This window comes from Sphingobium sp. YBL2, assembly GCF_000943805.1.
GTDB classification, from domain to species: domain Bacteria; phylum Pseudomonadota; class Alphaproteobacteria; order Sphingomonadales; family Sphingomonadaceae; genus Sphingobium; species Sphingobium fuliginis.
On the sequence record NZ_CP010956.1, the window covers coordinates 82,336 to 100,747 of the forward strand.

The 18,412-nt window shown below is 63.6% G+C and carries 14 protein-coding genes; 2 read left to right on the forward strand and 12 right to left on the reverse strand.

Annotation, left to right across the window (positions count from 1 at the left end):
- Positions 1–48: 48 nt before the first annotated feature.
- The 12 genes from TZ53_RS22805 to TZ53_RS22860 form a co-directional block, all read right to left on the reverse strand.
- On the reverse strand, positions 49–2,061 hold the full coding sequence (locus TZ53_RS22805) for a ParB/RepB/Spo0J family partition protein (RefSeq protein WP_044663242.1): 2,013 nt from the start codon (positions 2,059–2,061) through the stop codon (positions 49–51).
- A gap of 111 nt (positions 2,062–2,172) precedes the next feature.
- Entirely contained in the window at positions 2,173–3,888 is a 1,716-nt protein-coding gene (locus tag TZ53_RS22810) for a strawberry notch C-terminal domain-containing protein (protein WP_443216150.1), read from the reverse strand.
- A gap of 156 nt (positions 3,889–4,044) precedes the next feature.
- On the reverse strand, positions 4,045–5,049 hold the full coding sequence (locus TZ53_RS22815; protein ID WP_044663244.1) for a tyrosine-type recombinase/integrase: 1,005 nt from the start codon (positions 5,047–5,049) through the stop codon (positions 4,045–4,047).
- Positions 5,046–5,960, reverse strand: a complete 915-nt coding sequence (locus tag TZ53_RS22820; protein ID WP_044663245.1) for a tyrosine-type recombinase/integrase — start codon at positions 5,958–5,960, stop codon at positions 5,046–5,048. The genes TZ53_RS22815 and TZ53_RS22820 overlap by 4 nt, the downstream gene beginning before the upstream one ends.
- A complete protein-coding gene (locus tag TZ53_RS22825; protein WP_044663246.1) occupies positions 5,954–7,501 on the reverse strand; it encodes a tyrosine-type recombinase/integrase in 1,548 nt (515 codons plus the stop codon). The genes TZ53_RS22820 and TZ53_RS22825 overlap by 7 nt, the downstream gene beginning before the upstream one ends.
- Positions 7,502–7,646: 145 nt before the next feature.
- The gene (locus tag TZ53_RS22830) at positions 7,647–7,874 is read right to left on the reverse strand and encodes a hypothetical protein (protein WP_044663247.1); all 228 of its coding nucleotides are present in this window, start codon (positions 7,872–7,874) and stop codon (positions 7,647–7,649) included.
- 183 nt (positions 7,875–8,057) lie between these two features.
- Positions 8,058–9,062 carry a tyrosine-type recombinase/integrase gene (locus TZ53_RS22835; protein WP_044663248.1) on the reverse strand — a complete coding sequence of 335 codons (1,005 nt, stop codon included), beginning with the start codon at positions 9,060–9,062 and terminating at the stop codon, positions 8,058–8,060.
- A complete protein-coding gene (locus TZ53_RS22840; protein ID WP_044663249.1) occupies positions 9,059–10,414 on the reverse strand; it encodes a tyrosine-type recombinase/integrase in 1,356 nt (451 codons plus the stop codon). Before TZ53_RS22840 ends, TZ53_RS22835 begins: the two co-directional genes overlap by 4 nt.
- Complete coding sequence (locus tag TZ53_RS22845) at positions 10,411–11,643, reverse strand: site-specific integrase (protein WP_044663250.1); 1,233 nt, start codon at positions 11,641–11,643, stop codon at positions 10,411–10,413. The genes TZ53_RS22840 and TZ53_RS22845 overlap by 4 nt, the downstream gene beginning before the upstream one ends.
- A 90-nt stretch (positions 11,644–11,733) precedes the next feature.
- Positions 11,734–13,929, reverse strand: coding sequence for a strawberry notch-like NTP hydrolase domain-containing protein (locus TZ53_RS22850; protein ID WP_044663251.1), 2,196 nt, complete (start codon positions 13,927–13,929; stop codon positions 11,734–11,736).
- A 66-nt stretch (positions 13,930–13,995) separates the two neighbouring features.
- Positions 13,996–14,862: a DUF7146 domain-containing protein gene (locus TZ53_RS22855; RefSeq protein ID WP_044663252.1), complete on the reverse strand. Its 867-nt coding sequence runs from the start codon at positions 14,860–14,862 to the stop codon at positions 13,996–13,998.
- A 61-nt stretch (positions 14,863–14,923) separates the two neighbouring features.
- Positions 14,924–15,250 (reverse strand): single-stranded DNA-binding protein, encoded by a 327-nt coding sequence (locus TZ53_RS22860; RefSeq protein ID WP_044663253.1) that lies wholly within the window; start codon positions 15,248–15,250, stop codon positions 14,924–14,926.
- A 664-nt stretch (positions 15,251–15,914) separates the two neighbouring features.
- Between TZ53_RS22860 and TZ53_RS22865 the strand changes: the two genes are divergently transcribed.
- Together TZ53_RS22865 and TZ53_RS22870 are read left to right on the forward strand one after the other, a co-directional pair.
- Entirely contained in the window at positions 15,915–17,003 is a 1,089-nt protein-coding gene (locus tag TZ53_RS22865; RefSeq protein ID WP_044663254.1) for a replication initiation protein, read from the forward strand.
- 194 nt (positions 17,004–17,197) lie between these two features.
- Positions 17,198–18,400, forward strand: a complete 1,203-nt coding sequence (locus tag TZ53_RS22870) for an AAA family ATPase (protein WP_044663255.1) — start codon at positions 17,198–17,200, stop codon at positions 18,398–18,400.
- Positions 18,401–18,412 lie beyond the last annotated feature (12 nt).

Genomic DNA, 18,412 nt, shown 5'->3' on the forward strand with positions numbered 1-18,412 from the left:
AAGGGCGGCGGGCGACACGAAAGCGCCGCCCGCCGTTAGGCGTTCGCCTCAGGCGGCCTGTTCGAGGTCGCCAGCATCGCCATCGCGGGCGATCTCCCCTGCCCCGCCGTCGCTGTCGTCTTCATCGCTGAGGAAAGCGGAATAGCTCCGGAAGCTTTCGGGCTTTTCGATCCCGCCGAACCGCATCTCGTCGGGCAGCCAGGAAAGCGCCTTTTCCCGGACTTCGGCCTCGACGATGCCCTGCCCCGAACAGAGCGCAGCGCAGGCATTGGCAAGGTCACCCTTCTTGGCGTCCTTGTATCGGCCGCGCAGCACCGGCCCGCCGATTTCGTCGAGCGCTTCGAGCATGACGTCCTTCTTCACCCGCCCAAAGAAGTTCTGGGCATCGGGCCGCCACCATTGCGCGACATCAATGTCGAGCAGCCGTCCGAGATGATCGTGGAAGCCGTTGCGGCGCCCGCCATCGTCGACGTTGAGTGTCGGCTCGAGCGTCTGCGCCAGAACATGGGCGAGCCAATCGGCGCGCGCCTGTTCATCCAGTTGCCGGAAGGCATCGAAGCGGGACGACAGCGTGTTCCCGCCTGCCCAGCTCACATCGAGCGCCTGGCGCTGTTCGGTCAGGACATTGCTCGCCGCGCTGCCTTCATCGCGGAAGCTGGCGATCGGGAAGCTCGCGGCCGCCGCCTGCAGCGTCGAGTGGTCCCGGACATAGCTGCTGGCGAACACCGTCCGGTGCGCCATCAGGAATATCGTGAGATCGAGCGCGAACCCGGCATCCGAGGCGACATGGGCCGCCAGGATCTGCCGGCGCTGGGTCGCGAGTTCGTCAACCAGCGTCGCGCTGAGCCGGGAGGCCGCGACCTTGCCGGACGGTGCTTCGGGTTCTGCGTCCTCGCCCGCCTGACGAATGGCGCGCTCGCTGAACATGCGGCTGTGCACCCGCGGACTGCCATCGGGCGCCAGATAGATGAAGGTGCCCAGCTGGTCCTTGATCGCATCGTCGACCATCGTGCGCGACGCTTCGATCGTATCGAGTTCCCGCTCGATGTCGGCGAGCCGCGCCGACGCTGCCTCGGCCTCGGGCGTGCCATCCTCGAGGTCGGTCTCCAGTTCGCGGATGAGCGCGTCGCCCTCATCCGAGAGACTATCGACACGCTCCTGCTCGTCCCCACTCAATTCGCGCAGCGGCGGATGATATTCGTGGAGCTGGCACTCCATATCATAGGGCACATGCGTCGCGAGGACCGGCGTCACGAACGCCAGCTTCTGTTCGGCAGCGAGCGCTTCCGCGGCCGCTTCAAGCTTCTGGGCGGCCAGCTGCTCGATGAGCTCCACGTCGATCCAGCTCTCGTCCGCATCTTCGCCAAACAGGTCGCGCTCGATCCGGCCGCCCGCGCCGACATAGGCGTCGCGGCCGACGAACCGTGCCTTGGCGTCGGTCGCCTTGACCGTCCCGTTGAGGAGCGCACGACGGATATTGTCGGGATTGTCGCCATAATAGGACCGGCTCATGCTCTCGAACACGCGGGCCTGGCGATCGACGTCGGGCGTGACGGCATAAGCCTGGGCGACCCCCAGCGTGATCTCGCCCGCCGCCAGCGCCGCGAAAACTGCGGGAGCCAGTTCGGCAAGCCGTACCCGCTGCTCGACGAAGCGGGTCGTGACGCCGAAGCGTTTCGCCACATCCTCGGCGCTCGCGCCCTTGTCGAGGAAGTGCTTGAAAGCCGAGCACTCATCCGCCGGGTTCATCGCGACGCGGTGGAAATTCTCGGCAAGGCTCGCTTCGGCCGATCCGGCATCATCCTCGAGCACCAGCACCTGAACCTCATGGTCCCCGGCAAGCCGCCCTGAATCGATCAGGCGCTGGAGCGCCCGCAAGCGGCGGCCACCCGCCTTGACGGTGAAATGTCCTGCCTTCTTGAGCGGCGTGACCACGAGATTCTGCAACAGGCCATGCGCGGCGATATTGTCGGCGAGGCTGTCGAGGTCGGCATCGCGATTGGATTTGCGGACATTGTCCTTCGAGAGCGAGAGGTTCTTGACCTTCACGGACTGGATCATCGGTTGTCTCCTTCGAGGGTTGCGCCGACCTCGGCGGCCGGCTTGAGCCACTCAGGCCCACCCGGCCGAAGGCCCCCTCCCCTCTCTTCGGTCGCTTGGCGCGGCCGCGGGTCAGTCCGTGATCCTGGCGAGGATCTCGAGGGCGCGGCTCGGGGGAACGAACAGCCGCGTGCGGTGCTGGATGATCTCGGTGAAGCAGCCCGCCGCCTTGAGATGAGGCAGCGCCTCGGGCTTCCAGTCGAGCAATTCGAGGCGTTGATCGCCGGCGACCAAGGCGCGCTTCAGCCGCAGCGCTCCGATCGGCATGATCTCGCCCGAGGTGCGGACGTGCTCGACCCGCGCGCCGAGGTCGATCTCGACATGGGCCGAGATGCCGAATGCGCTGGCAATCCGCTCAACCAGCGGCGCCGGAATAAGACGCCCGAGAAGCGACTGGCCGTCATCGCTCGTCAGCCGCCAGACCTGGACATGATCGTCGGGCAGCTTGCCCCAGACCGGGAGCAGCAGGCCGGTGACCAGATAGATGATCTGCGTGCGCGTCTGCGCGGTCATCGCCTCGCATTCGGCCTGCCAGACTTCGTCGAAGCTCGCGCGGTCCACGTCGGTCCAATGGGTTTCGGCGAAGAGGTCCTGCCTGTGCCGTTCGGTGCGCGTCGGCCGCACCAGCTCATAGCGGCGCACGGTCCGCCCCTCTTCGTCCGTCAGCGAGAAAGTCGGCCGGCAAATGGCGGCCTTGCCGGAACGCGGGTTGATCAACCCGCGCGCTTCCGGGTCGGCCAGAAGCCAATGCGCTCGCTCCAGGGTCAGCGGCCGATATCGCTCCTCCGTTTCGATACGCAGGATCTCGGTTTCGGCGCCGCTCACGGGATCGCGCCGGATCACCGTCCGGCCGAGGATCGAAATACGGTCGGCCGCGATCGTTTCGACGCCAAGGTCGAGGGTGCCAGCCTCGCGGGCCTTTTCCACCCGTGCTTCGATCAAGCCCAGATATTCGTCGAAGATCGCGTTCTGCAGGTCGATGCGCAGTGCCAGGATGCGGTTCAACCACCGCTGGATCGTGGGCAAGGTCTCGGTGAGCCCCCCACCCTCCCCGGCCAGGTTCAAACCGGTGAGCGACTGGAATTGATCAAAGCGCACCGATTGGAGCTTTGCCTGGAACAGCAGGCGGAACCACTGGTCGAGCGATTCCCGCGCGAAGTCGGACTCCAGATTGTCGCGGGGGTCGAAAAGTCCCTGCCCGCCGGTCTGGCGTTGGCCACGGGTCAGTGCACCCAGGCTGTCGAGGCGCCGGGCGATGGTCGAGATGAACCGCCGTTCGCCGCGGCAATCGGTGGAAACGGGCCGAAACAAGGGCGGGCAGGCTTGGTGGGTGCGGTGCGTGCGGCCCAGCCCCTGGATCGCCGCGTCCGCGCGCCAACCGGGCTCGAGCAGATAGTGGATGCGACGGCTCTGATTGGGCGCGTCGAGGCTGGCGTGGTAGCTCCGCCCCGTGCCGCCGGCGTCGGAGAAGATCAGGATGCGCTTTTCGCCGCGCATGAAGATGTCGGTCTCCGCGAGGTTCGTGCGCGCGCTGCGCCGTTCGATCCGCTGACGTCCGTCGGCATCGACGATGATCCGCCGGCTGCGACCCGTCACCTCGGCCACTGCCTCCGTCCCGAAATGCCCGATGATGTGATCGAGCGCCGAGCCGACCACCGGCAGCGCACAGAGTTGCTCGAGGAGTTGGTCGCGCATGGCGATCGCTTCCCGGCACAGCACCGGCTGCCCGGCTTCGTCGATCATCGGTTCCGAGCGCACTGTGCCGCTATCGTCGGTATAGGTGCGCATCTGGCGCACCGGAAAGGCGGCCGTCAGATAATCGACCAGGAATTCTTTGCAGTCCGCGATTATGTCGAGTCCGGCAGCCGGAGGCTCGGATTTGCGTCGGTTCGTCATGATTTCACTCCAGATAATATGAGCGTTGGGGGAATGTCCGGGGACGGGCTAGGCCCGCCTCCGAACGTCGGTAAGCATGGTGATCAGGGCATCGGATGGGGGCTTGAAGTGCCCGGGTTTGATGGCGGGGGCGCCGTGAGCCGCGAGGATTTGCAACTTCTCGTCGGGATCGGCGCGTAAATAGGCCTCGGTGCTCTGGATGCTGGCGTGGCCGAGCCATAACGCGACCTTGCGGATGTCCCCGGTCGCTGCGAGCGTGTGCATCGCACAGGAATGGCGCAACACGTGCGGCGTGACGCGCTTGCCAAGGATCGACGGCTGCTTCTCTGCCGCGGTCTTGACGTGCTCGGCCAAACGGAACGCAAACCCGTCGCGGGTCATCGGCTGCCCGTTGGCATTGAGGAATATCTCGGCGACCTCGGCGTCGGGGCGGATCGCAAGCCATGCGCGCAACGCGAACTGGGTCTCCTTCCAGAGCGGTAGGACCCGTTCACGCCGACTCTTGCCCATGATGTGCACGGTGGACAGGGAGCGGTTGGGAAAATCGCGCAGCTGCAGCGTTACGAGTTCCGACACTCGGAGCCCGCCAGCATAGGCCAGATGCAGCATTGCGCGATCACGGGTGCCAAGGCGTGTCCTGGGATCGGGGGCATCCAGCAATGCCTTGATCTCTGCCCGGTCGAGATAGTCGATGAGCGCCTTGTCAGTCTTCTTGCTTGGGATCGATCGAACCCGAAGCGCCTGGTCAAGACAAACCGGAACTCGATACTCGATGTACCGGAAGAAGGACCTGATCGCCGCCAACCTGCCATTGCGGGTGCGCACGGAGCTGCCGCGCTGGGCTTCGATATGGTCGAGAAATGCTAGGATTAGATCGATGCCGAGATCCTCGACCTCCAGATCGGTCGGTCGGCGCTTCAGCCGATCGGCAGCAAACCGGACTAGCAATACGAAGCAGTTGGCATAGGTCTTCACCGTGTGCGGGCTGACGGCGCGTTCCCGCGGCAGATGTTCGCGGAGGTATGCCGTGAGATGGGGAGCGAGCGCCGTCATGCCACTTCTCCCAGAAAGAGGTGTTCGCTCGCGGCAGCGATGTCGCGCAGCAGCACCGGGGTGGCTTCGAGATACCAATAGGTGTTGGCGATCGAGGCGTGCCCCAGATAGGCGCTGAGTCCGGCCATGTGATGCGCAACGGCCTCCCTGTCCGGCGAACACGACTCCAGCGAGCGCACGGCGAAAGTGTGCCGCAAATCGTGTAGCCGCATTCCGGTCGTACCGGTTGGTCCACGATAGCCGAGCTGTCGCGCCAGTCTGACGAACACGATATGAGCACGCACCTTGTGGGGTGCTCTTCCCCGGATCGTCACGAACAGGTCGCTGCCAGTAGCGCCGAGCCTTGCCCGGGTAGCGAGATAGGCTTCGAGCGCCTGACGGGTCGATGGCTGCAACGCTATCAGGCGCTGCTTGCCGAACTTGCCGTTGCGAATGATCAGGCCGTCTCCGCCCAGATCGTCGCATTGTAGCGCCAAGGCTTCGGAAATCCTGAGGCCCGTCGCAGCCAGCAGTCCAAACAGGCAATGGTAGGTATGAGGGCTGATCATGCCCATGGGCGGCAGGTCCAGTGCTGCTGCCATGATCGCCCGAACCTGTTCCGGTTCGATGATGGTCGGCGTGGGGCGCGGACGCTTGCCCCGACCGAAAACGCCCGCAGGTGGGACCTGGTGTCCTGAATCTTCGGCGTGGGCGAATAGGCTGAAGTTGCGAACCGTGTCGAACCGCCTTTGGGCCACGTTCTGCGAGCTCGATGTGTGGCACCAGTCGTATATCCGTCGGACCTTGGTCCGTCGGTCACCGAATCCTTCGGCGTATGCTGCGTAGAGTCTGAGCATCCGGTCCTGTTCGCGGAATTTCCGGCCCAGGCTGCGATGCAGCGCGACGTATCTGGAAATATGCGTGTTCAGCATGACAGATCTCCTGGCCAGGGCTGTGCGATCTTCATGAGCATCGGCAAATCGACCTTGGCGTAGATGGCAGTGGTCTCGGGCGAGCTGTGACGCAGGATGGTCCCGACGGACTCCAGGCCTGCGCCCGCGCGCAGCATGTTGGTGGCAAGCGAATGCCGGAATATGTGTGATCCGGTCGGCAGACCTTCGATCCCGCTTCGCTCCAATGTGCGTGCAACGATGCCGGCAATCTCAGCCGACGAGCTCAACGACCGAAACGGGGCATGCGCGCGCAGGAACAGGTGTCTGTCGATCGCCTTTGGACGAGCCGTCGACAGGTAGGCCAAGATCGCGTCGCCGACATCCTGGGGCAGTGGCAACCGCTCCGACCGTCGTGACTTGCCCTTGACTATCAAATGGCCGGAACGCCAATCGATGTCGTCGAGGCGCATATCCCGAATATCACTTGCCCGCAGGCCGAGCCTGGCAAGCAAGAGAATGATGGCCTTATCCCGGATCTGCACTGGCCGGTCAGTCGGACAGGCCGAAATGATCCTCTCGATCGTTGCCGGGTCAACATAGCGCGGCAATGTTGAAAGGCGGTATCGCTGCACAGAGGGTATCGCGTGCAGCAGTGCGGGACGGCATTGGCCTTGACCAATGAGAAAGCGAAGAAAGCTCCGCATGATCGTAACGAGCAGCGATACCGATCCCGGCGTCTCCTTGCTTCTTCGCGCGAATGCGCTTCGTAGACCGGCGGCATCCCACAGCACGGGTGCGCCAAGCATGGCTATCAACCGGTCGACCTCCGGCCGATACCGACGGATAGTCGCGTCGGTTGCGCCGCGATGCTGCTTGAGCCAACCGAGATAGGCCGCGACATCCGGATGTACTTCCAGCTTCGCTCCGACTGGCGCGATAGCACCGCGATCACGAAGAAACGCGACGAAGTGCCGAATGAAACGACGACGCCTCTTCATACCTGAAGAGGCCAACTTGCCGCGTTTGCGAAACGCCGGGCAGCGACAGTCGTGACCCGCGTATTGCTCGATCACCCCCTCATCGACTTCGGTCCAAGGTCGTCGCGACACGCGAAGCCAGATGGCGAAGTGCTCGGCCTCTGATCGATATGCTCCCGATAGCGCCTCAACGAGCTGGAGAGCATCGATCTGGTGCGAGTAGGCTGCCAGATGCCCACCGAGATCATCGATCCCATCGGCGACCACGATGTAGCCCTGATCTTCGAGAAACCGGATAAAGCGCCTGACACGCGCCGCAAGATCGGCCTTGTAGGCCGGCTCTTGCGCTGAATATCCCGGGCACCGGCATCGATGCTTCTCAAACCGGTGCGCGACGTGGTCGTCGAGCGTCTCGAGCGCAATCCCACGTAGTCCCAGCCAACTGAGAAAGTGGCGGACCGCTGCGCTGTACAGGACCGCACAAGCCGCCCCTTCGTCAACCGACAGAGAGGAGAGGAATGCGGTGAATAGGGCGTCGGGACTGGGCGGATCTTCAATCCTGCGCGGCGCGGGCCGAAACGACGCAAATGATCTTGTTGGCATGGTGGTTCCTTCGACGTGTTGAGGTCGAAGAACCCGTAATTATCTGGAGTGAAATCATGACGAACCGACGCAAATCCGAGCCTCCGGCTGCCGGACTCGACATAATCGCGGACTGCAAAGAATATATCTAATGTTGAGATCCAGATTACAGGAATTCGCGCGGGGACAGCTCGATATCGAGCCAGGCCCGCTCCTCGGGGGACAGGTCGGCAAGGGCACGATCGAGCATCGCTTCCGAGGTCGACACGAGCTGGACTACGGCGCAGTCGCCGCGCGCGAGATCGGCGGCGATCGCCGGGATCAGCGACGGCAGCTTCATCGACAGCAGGATCTGGCCGAAGAAGCGTTGCTTGGTCGATTCGAAGATCGACAATGCCGCGGCCTTCGCGCCGCTATTATAGGTGGCACCGCTGAAGCCGTCGGTGACGCGCGTGGCGGCGAGCGCGGCCTGCAGATTGTTGTGAATGATCGCTTATCGCGAGGTGGCGATAATGCGAAGGAACGCGGCGTAGGCGCGCAATGTCGGGAGACTGACCACCACGTCCTTCGCATTATTTCACAGGGTGTCGAGCCACTCCATCAGACTGGCATCTCGCTTCCACGAAGGTGGAACGTTGCTCGCCGACGGCGCACCCACCAGCTCCAAGGCCTTTCGTTTGGTCTCCAGATTGGCCTGTGCGTAGTGGTTGGTCGTGTCGAGGCTGACGTGTCCCAGCCAACTGCGTATGACGGTGATGTCTACCCCGGCAGCGACAAGGTGAACGGCGGTCGCGTGCCGGAAGCTGTGCGGTGTCACATGTTTTGACCGCAGCGTCGGCACGGTTTTGGACGCCTTTTCTACATAGGCGGCGAGTTTGAACCGCACTCCCGAGGCGCCCAGCGGTTCACCATATCGATTGACGAAGATCCGCTGATCTGGGGCGCGCGGGTGACGTTCCAACAACTTCCTGAGCAACGTCACGGTTTCCGGCCAGAGTGGACAGATCCGTTCCTTGCGCCCCTTGCCATAGAGGCGAGCGTAGTGCGGCGCATCGAACCGGACCGCGTTGGAACACAGGTCGAGAGCTTCCTGGATGCGCGCGCCGCTGTTGTACAGGAACGAGAGCAGCACATGGTCGCGCATCCCCTCGATTGTCGACCGGTCGGGCTGCGCGAGGATCGCTTCGACCTCCTCCGGCTCGAGATAGCAGGGTGCAGCGGTGGGCTCCCGCTTGAGCGGGACAGTCAGGACCTCGGCGCATTGCGCGATGTATTCGGGATCTTTGTCCGCCACGAAGCTGAAGAAGCTGCGGATCGCGGCAAGCCGGCAGTTGCGTGTACCGATCGTGCCCCTGCGCTCATGCTCGGTATGATGGAGGAACGCGCGCACCTCGCTGGCCGAGACGTCGGCCAGCATGATCCGCGCAACCCCGGCGCCCTTTCGCTCCGCGATAAACCGAAGCAACAACCGCCAGGTGTCGCGGTAAGACCGGATCGTATGAACCGAAGCACTGCGTTGCTCGGCCAACCATTCCTGGAAGAACGCCCGCAACAACGCGGGGAACGGATTGCCCTTCGTCATGACCGCGCCTCCATCGTGAGGCATCGGGCGCCGACGGTACGGAACCGCTCGCTTGCTTCCTGCAGCAGGTCCTGCGTGACGGTGATGTAGACCAGCGTGGAGTTGATGTCCCGGTGGCCCATATAGGTCGAGAGGAAGCGCAGTTTGTCCTGCGGATTGATGCCGGATCGATACCATTGGAGGATTCGGTTCACGACCATCGAGTGGCGCAGGTCATGAACGCGCGGCCCCGCCCTCCCCGTCGGGGGCTTGAACCCGGCTCGGCGCATGACGTTGGTGATCATCGTTGAGACCGTCACCGGGGTATAGTGATCATTGAAGTGCTCGTGCCAGAAGAGCCCGGACCGCGGATCCTGCGGGGCGCCAGCGCGCCGCCTTGCATCGATATAGGCCCGTAATTCGGCCATGACGCTGCCGGTTAGCGGCAAGATCCTGGTCTTGTAGAACTTCGTTGCCCGGATCGTGATCGTGTCTGATTGAAGGTCCACGTCACCCAGATCAAGCCCGGCGAGTTCACTACGGCGCAGTCCGGCACAATAGGCCAGAACCACCATCGTGTAGAGGACCATAGGCCGCAGCGGAGCATCCGGCGACGGATATGAGCGGGCAACATCGAGCAACCGCCGGACGTCTGCCGGACTGAAGATATGCGGCCGTCGATGCTCGCGCGCCACTTCCCGCTCCGGCCGGGCGTTGAAGCGTTTTGGCGGGATGCTGGGATCAAGGCGATACCGCGCCTTGGTCAGGATGCGCCCCAGCTTCTGACATTCAGCCGCGTGATTGCGGGTCGGCTTGGCAGTTGCCCAGCGCGCCAGCATTGTCTCAAGCGATGCCCCGGCAAGTTCGGGGTTCGCCTGGAGGAACCGATCGAACCGCAATAGCCAGTGAGCCTGCGTCTCATACTGATAGCCCCGGCTGCGCATCAATGCGACGTGCTCACGCATGAAGTCCCCCAGCACGCTGCCGAAGGGAGCAGGGCGTCGTAACGCGGCCAGGGCTTCGTCGGGATTGGGGGAAGCCAACGCCCGCCAGATCGGCTTGCTTTGTTTGACGTTGTACCGGTGGCGAAGCACGGCAACGGGATTCTCGGCGATCAGCCCGATTTCGACGAGGTGGTCGAGGAAGCGATCGACAATGCAGACCTGATTGAGCAGCGTCGGCATTCGCCAACATTTTTCCATTTCCTTCAGCCAGACGTCGAGCATCTGCCGGTCAACCGCCGGATGACGTCGGGCTACGTTCTCGAAGCTGCGAAGGAACCAGCGATAAGTGGGCCTGCTTCCCGGCCGGAACTGCGATTTTTCCAGGAAGGTGTCAACAACGGTGCAATCGGGATCGTGCCAGGCGCTCATGACAGCACCTCCAGGCCAGGTACATCGAGCGCCACGGCTCGGAGATCATCTGTCGCCAGCTTGAGATAGGCATTGGTGGATTCGGTGGATCGATGCCCGAGCACGTCGCCGATGATCTTTTGCGGCACCGACGCCCGCAGCATTTCGACCGCGCGCGCGTGGCGGAAGACATGTGCCCCTCGCTTTCCCGGCGGCTCGACGCCTGCGGCTGCTAACCGCCCGCGGATCATGCCGTACAGGTTTGTCATTGCGATGTAGGGCGCGCAGGATCGGATAAAGATTTCTCGCCCCTCGACCTGAGGGCGCCCATGACGCAGATAGTCGAGCAGCGCTTCACCAACCGGCGCCAATAGCGGCATGTAGGAGTACGCATTGGTCTTGGTGTGACGGATACGCAGGGATTCTCCGCGCCAGTTCACGTCCTCAAGCCGAAGGCGGCAAACCTCCCCTTCACGCAACCCATATGTGGCAAGCAGTTGAAGGACCGCAAAATCGCGCATTCCTCGCGGCGATCCGTCCTTCTTCGTCGTCGCCAACACCGCGGCGATTTGGCTCTTGTCCAACGTCGAGGGCACGTCTTCATAGGCGTAGAGCATGGGGCCGATGATGTGCGGCGTGAGATCAGTCGGGATGCGCCTCGTCCGATGCAGATAGCGCACCGCCGACCGGAGCCGCTCAGCGACATCGGCCAACGATTTGCGCCTTAATCCAGGCGCGCGCATGTCCATGTAGAGATCGACTTCCACGATGCTCAACGTGTCGAGGCTGGCAGCACCGCTCCGTTCGAACTGCCATCGCAGGAAGTTCCGTGCCTCCCACATAAGCGCCGCGATGGTAGCGCTTGCCAGACCGCGTTCGTCGCGCAGCCATGCCTCGTATTCGCAGCAGATCGCCTGCCGGTACACAGTTTCCGGTTCGATTATCTCCGGCTCGGGCGGCCATTTGCCTTGAGCAAGCCGGAGCAGCTTGTTGATCGACGTGCGGGGCAACATCTGCCAGCGCACACAGGGAGGCCGACCGTACCGGGCTTCGAAATCCTGGACTGCATAGACAAAATATTGATCGACCTGCGCCGACGTCACAGCTTCCACCTGCATGTCGCACTCGGCCAGATAATCGAGAAACGCGCGGGCGTAGAGGCGATGGTTCGCTACGACCACCGGGTTGTAATTCTGCGTCGTGAGCAAATTCGAGAGTTCGGCGATCAACTCGTCGTGCAATTTCAACATGCTTTTATCCTCAGCTGGTCCAGAGACCACCGAGGTTCGCAGCCAAAATAATGCGCAGCAACATCGCCACGCCTTACGGAAATTGCGCGCCTACGCCGCGTTCCTTCGCATTATCGCCACCTCGCGATAAAGCCTGTTATGCGCAGCTGCGCATAAGATCGCCCAGGCATCGGCATAGGCATTGTAGACGGCGATCTGTTCTTCGCTGAGCCGATGCTCGAGGATGTCATATTCGACGCCGGCGAAGCTGAGCGCCCGCGCGGCATAGAGGCCCTGCGCCTTGAGGTCGCGGGCGATCAATTCCATCGCCGCGATGCCGCCGCGGCGCAGGGATTCCACGAAGGCCCGCCGGTCGGCGAAGGCCGTCTGCGGTCCCCACAATCCGAGGCGTGTCGCATAAGCGAGGTTGTTGACGTCCGAGGCGCCGGTTGCCGAGGCGTAGAGGATCCGGGCGCGCGGAGCGAGATTTTGCAGACGGACCCCGGCGATGCCCTGCTCGGACCCTTTCGTGGCGCCGAACCGGCCCTCGCCGCCGGCCACCCCGGCCATTTCATGCGCCTCGTCGAAGACGATGACGCCGCTGAAATCCTCGCCCATCCATTCGATCAGCTGGCGCAGCCGCGTGCCCCTGTCGCCGCGGTTGGAGCGCAGGGTGGCATAGGTCAGGAAGAGGATCCCATCGCCCAGCGCGATCGGGGTGCCGAGCTTCCACTGGTTGAGATGCTGGATGTCGAGCGGCAAGCCGCCAAGCGCCGACCAGTCGCGGCGAGCGTCTTCGATCAGCGTCTCGCTCTTGGATATCCAGAGGTGGCGGCGGTTGCCGCGCAACCACTGGTCGAGGATGACGCCTGCCACCTGCCGTCCCTTGCCGGCGCCCGTGCCATCGCCAAGGAAAAAGCCGGTCCGATAGGCGTTGCCGGCCTCTGCCGGCGACAGCGAAAGACCCTCCTCGCTGGATGCGAACCGGCCGGGAAGATCGCGCTCGAACGCCGCGCCAGCGTAGATTAGCGTTTCGAGCTGCGCGTTCGAGAGCAGGCCGTCGTCCAAGATCCTGGCCGGCAGCACGGGTTCATAAGCGACCGGGGGTGCGGCAATCGATCCCATTGCCTGCGATTCGACCAGCGCGCTTGGGTGCTCACGGGCATCGGCAATCAGCAGACGGCTCGGCCGATAGGGCAGGTAAATCCCTTGCGGTTCGCCCGCGGGCGCCGGCGCGTCGAGACGGTGATAGGCGACCGCGCGGGTCGTGGGCAGGGTCACCGCCACACGCGAGCCTACGGGGCGGGTCCGCCGCGTGAGGCCCCGGAACAATCCGCTGGGGCGGGAGATCGGCTGCGGCTGCGGCGCGCATGGGGTCGCCATCGCATCGATGACCGCAAGCGCAGCGCCGAGCGTCGTGCAGGTCTGGCGCGGGACCGGGACCCCTGCCCCGCCCTTTTCGAGGAGTATGAGCTGGACTGCCTGGCCGGTGCCGTGCTTGGCATAGGCATTGGGCGGCAGGTCGAGATGCAGCCGGGCATGCGCGCCCGCGGTGGCGTGCAGCCAATCCGCGTCCCCAGTCTCGATGCGGTCGGGGAGAATAACGGCGCAGCGCCCGCCTGGAGCAAGCCGCAACAGCGCGGAGCGCAAGTGGCGAAGCGCGGCATGTCGATCGCGCCCCCGCCCCTGGCTTCGCGAGAAGGGCGGATTGATGAGTACGACGCTCGGCACCAGTTGCCGATCGAGCATATCGTCGATCAGTTCGCCATCATGCGTGCTCAGCCTGCCTTCGGGAAAGGCGTGACGCAGCAAACGCGCGCGCCGGGCATCGATCTCATTGAGAAGGAGGCGCGCGCCGGCGAGATGGGCGTCTATGGCAAGGAGGCCTGTCCCGGCCGAGGGCTCGAGCACGATATCGTGTGCCGTGATCGCGGCTGCCTTGGCGGCAAGGAAACCGATCGGCGCCGGTGTCGAGAATTGCTGGAATGCGACCTGCGTTTCGCTACGCACGCTTTGCGTGGGAAGCGCTGCCGTCATGGCGATCAGCTGGGCGAGCCGCGCATTCGCATCTGCCGGGAGCGTCGCGTTCTTCAGATGGAGGACCTGCGCGAGTTCGAGCACATCGTAGGCGTCGCGCAATGACCACAGGCCATCGGCGCTCGAGCCACCGAAGGCGGAGGCCATTTCGGCAAGGAGGTCGTTACGTGCAACCGGACGTCCTTCGGACAGCCGGTCGGCTATGCCTTGAGCAGCGATACGGGCGGGATCATCGAGCGGCAGCGTGAGCGCGAGGGGTTGTGTGGCCATGGGGCATCTCCAGGTCTGACACCTGGCATCAGCGCCAGGTCATCAGTCTGAAGGCCCCCTCCCCTCTCAGGCCGCCTCGGCGGCCCGGCGGACACGCCAAGCATCATTCCAGTCCGCGTGCCGTTCCGGCAGCCGAAGCACCACTTCGCGTCCATTGGCTGTGAGATGCGGGCGGGCTTTTTTTAGCATGGCGGCAGCGGCGGCACCGCGATCGCCATAGACGATGATACGCTTGACCCGTTCGGGGATGGCGACAAGCCCAAGGCGTTCGACCCCGCCCAGCGCCCAGGTCGGCGTTCCGAACCAGGCCATTGCTGAAAGGGCGTCCTCGATGCCTTCGGCAAGGCCAAGCTCCTCGCCGGCCGGCGCCAGACGAATGGCCGCGTCGCCGAGAAGGCCAAGGGCAATCTTCGGTTTTGGCAAGGGTTTGTGCAGGATGTCGGCGAGATCGAGGCAGGTCCGCTGGACGGCCACGACGCCCAGATCATTCTCGACCGCGGCGATCATCGCGGGAAAGAACCGGCGGCGCTCACCGGCCCCGACGATGGTGCGCGGATTGTAGCGCAGGCAACGCGGATAGGGAGGCGGCAGACCGCGCGCCGCCAGGTATTCGGCCGCTGGAGAGCCGGCGATAGGCTGGCTCGCCTTCCATAGGCGAAGTGCAAGAGCGCGATGGTCCGCGGCCGCCTTCGGGCGCGGCATGGTGAGCGGCTCGGCATCGTGAAGTTTGCGCCGGCGCAAAGCAGCCAGAACATCGCGCGTGTCGCAGCCGGCAAAGCAGTGGAACAGGATCGCCCGCTCGCCCAGGCGTACCGACAGGCTGGGACCATGATCGTCATGTGCCGGGCACCGGCATTCGCCGCGCGTACCGCGCCAGGTCCCACCCAGGGCTTCGACAATGGCTTTGGCGCGATGGGGAGCAGCTATGGGCATCGACTAATCCTTGGAAGTGGTGGAGCGCCGCTGCTGATTGCGCCCTCCCCTCCCCGGTATTTCACCCCGGCATGCCTTTGGATGCCAGGATCCCGAATTCCTCGACGATGCGATCGGTTGTGTAGTGCGTCGCGCCGTCGCGTTCATAAGAGCTGTCCTTGAGCCGCCCGGCTATGCGCACGAGATCCCCGACTTGAGCCCGGTCGGCGATATGCTTCCGCTGGCCTTCGCTGAACACGCTGACCCGGTTCCAGTGGCTGTCTTCCTGCCATTCGTTATCGTCACCCTTGCGGCGATAATTCGCGCAAACCGACAGCAGGGTGACCTTCGGCCGTGCGTCGATTTCTCCGATCCGGCCGATGATCTCGAACTTGGCGAAGTTGATCATGCACCCTCCATGCGCAACGTCATTTGGTCGGCAGCCTATCGTCGAGGGCCGACTTCGCGTATCCCTCCAGGCAGGGGGATTGAACGATTGCATGAGGCGACGCGGATCTCTTTCTCAAAATAAAAAGAATCAAAACGCCGCTGCTCGCAGCGGAAGCTTTTCCGATTCAAAAGGATTCAGATTCACGGGGCCGAAAGCACAGCATTTCTGCGGGTTTGAGCAAGCTTATCCTGACCGGACGGGGGATTTTGCCTGCCCTTGTGGGGGCGCTTCCCTGACCGGTCGGGGGATGCAACCTGACCGGTTGGGGCCTTCCTGACCGCATGGGGGCCACCCTCGCTCGGGGACGATTCGTCCGCCATGCCGCTCGTCAGGGACCTTCTTTGGCCTACGTGCGGCCGTTTGCGTGCGTAAGGGCGCATTGAAATGCGACTCGGCGCACTTCCTCATGTTTTGCCACTTCGGGGCGAAATTCTATCCTGACCTCTTGGGGGCCGAAACCGCCATCTATCCTGCCCTGACTTGACGCACGAGGACAGGTCAGGCAGGTTTTCTCCCACGCCGGACGAATCGGTGCAGACTTCATGGCATGGATGACGAGCAAGCCCTAGACCACGCTGTAACGCCCTCTCCCACCGGTGATGATGCTTCTCCGGGACGGGCGATGCGGGTGGCTGCCGCCCTGCAGGCCAAGGGCGGTGACGAGTTCGCCAAGCCCGGCAGCATCGTCGAGGTCAAGTTCGTCAAAGGCCAGTCGCTGAGCCTGACCGCTTCGCGCCTGCTCGCGCTGATGATTTTGACTGCGGGCGGTGATGCTTGGGAGGACCGTCCGCACAAGATGCGAAAGGCGGACATTCGCCGCGGTCACAAAGGCAATGAACGCATCTCGGATATGCTCGAGGAACTCCATCGCACGCTTTTCGCGGTTGATGACAAGTCCTGGCGCGGCAAGAAGGCGACCCTGCGCTTTTCGCTTATCTCGTCATCGCGTGAAGAAGCGGAAGACGAGGAGGGCGCGGACGCGGGGTGGATTGAATGGGAGTTCACGCCCGAGGCCCGAAAACTGATCCAGGAATCGGAGACCTATGCGGTCCTGAACCGGCAGGCAGTGCTCGGCTTTCGTTCAACCTATGCGCTCAAGCTGTACGAGATCGGGGCGCTACGGCTGCATAGGCGCCAGTCGCTCTGGAAGGGCGACATGACGGCGCTGCGTGCGCTGCTCGGTATCGCGCCGGACGTCTACAAGGACTTTGCGCAGTTGCGTCGCAAGGTTCTCGAAAAGGCAAAGGCCGAAATAGATCAGCTCGCCCATTTTCGCGTGGAGTGGCGGGAGATCCGCCAGGGCAGAACCGTCACCGAAATCGAATTCCGCTTTGAGCCCAAGGATGCCCCGGCCCAGATCGCGACCGTAGAGGAGATCGGTCGTCACTCGGCGGGGAGGAAGGCAAGGCGCGACGGCGATGTCGAGACCGTAGCCGTCGAGGCGGTGACGAAGGCCGCCGTCGCTGCATTGGTGTCCACGGAGAAGGTCGGGGCAGGGGAGGTCACCTTCCCGGACGGCACGATCCGCTTTGGCTCCGATACGCTTGCCGCGATCGCGCGCTCGGCGGGCGGCGGTTGGGACATCGATCTCATTGCCGATGCCTATCGCGCGCAGATGGGCGAGAGGCTGGCAAAGCTCAAGGGTGCCAAGCTGATCGCGTCCTGGACGGGCTTTTGCGAGAGTTTCCTGGCGCGGCGCGGGCGTCCCTGAGCCGAAATTGCACCGGTGCAATTTCGGGGCGAACAGCCCCCAAGAGGTCAGGTTAAGGTGTGCGCAGAGGTCCGCGGCGCCGATTGCGGCCAAATCACCCTGTCGTGCCAAAGCGACTTGCGAAAATCAGCCTCTGATTGACCTAAAAGTGCAAATTGAGCTATGCCCCGTTCAGTTTCGCAAGGGGGCCTCTCTTGGCTGCATCACTCGATATCGAAGGTACGCAGGATCTGCTGTCCGTCTCAACGCTCGCACAACGGACCAGCTCTGTTCTCGAGCGGCTCCGCGACTCTGCGCGGAGCGCCCGGGCGGACGAGCGGCGCGAGCCCACTTTCCCGATCGGTAAAGCGGCCGAACTGGTCGGCCGAACCCCGGCGGCCATTCGTGAGGCCGAGAAGGACGGCCGCTTGCCGCCGCCTCCGCGAACCGAGAATAATCGGCGTGTCGGCTATACCCTGGCGCAGCTCAACGATATGCGGGGATTGTTCGGCACCCGGCCCTGGCGGGCTGCAACCGACCCCTGCTGCGTTATCGCGGTGCAGAACTTCAAGGGCGGGGTGGGGAAATCGACCCTGTCGGTGCACTTGGCCCAATATCTCGCGATCAAGGGCTACCGGGTAGCTCTCATAGATTGCGACAGCCAGGCGTCGGCAACGACCCTCTTCGGCTATGTTCCCGACCTCGACCTAACCGAGGAGGACACGCTCTATCCGTTCCTGCGGCACGACGACATGGAGTCGCTCGACTATGCCCTGCGCAAGACCCACTTCGACGGCCTCGAACTCGTCCCGGCCAATCTGCGGCTCTTCCAGTCGGAATATGAAATCGCTGCGCGCATGGCGCGGGGGCAGGGGAACCTGATCGACCGCATGGCGCAAGGCATTGCGAGCATTGCCGATCGGTTCGATGTGGTGGTTCTCGATCCGCCGCCAGCGCTTGGCGCGATCTCGCTTTCGGTGCTGCGCGCGGCCAATGCGCTGGTCGTGCCGGTGCCGCCGACGGTGATGGACTTCTCGTCGACCGCGGCCTTTCTCGCCATGCTCGACGAGACCATCGAGACCCTGGCCGATCGCGGCTTGGCCCCGTCGCTGCAGTTCCTGCGCTTCGTCGCATCCAAGGTCGACGAGAACAAGTCGATGCAGAAGGAACTGCTCAACCTGATGCGGACCCTTTTCGGCCACGCGATCGTGCGCACACCGCTCAAGGATTCGGCGGAAATCGACAATGCGACGGCGCGGCTGATGACCGTCTATGAGCTTGACGGACCTGTCACCAGTTCGGCGGTGCGCAACCGCTGCCTCGCCTATCTCGACGGCGTGAACAGTGAAATCGAGTTCGACATCCGGTCGATGTGGCCCAGCCATCTGGCGCGCTTGCGCAAGGAGGGCCTCGCTTGATGCGAGCAAAAT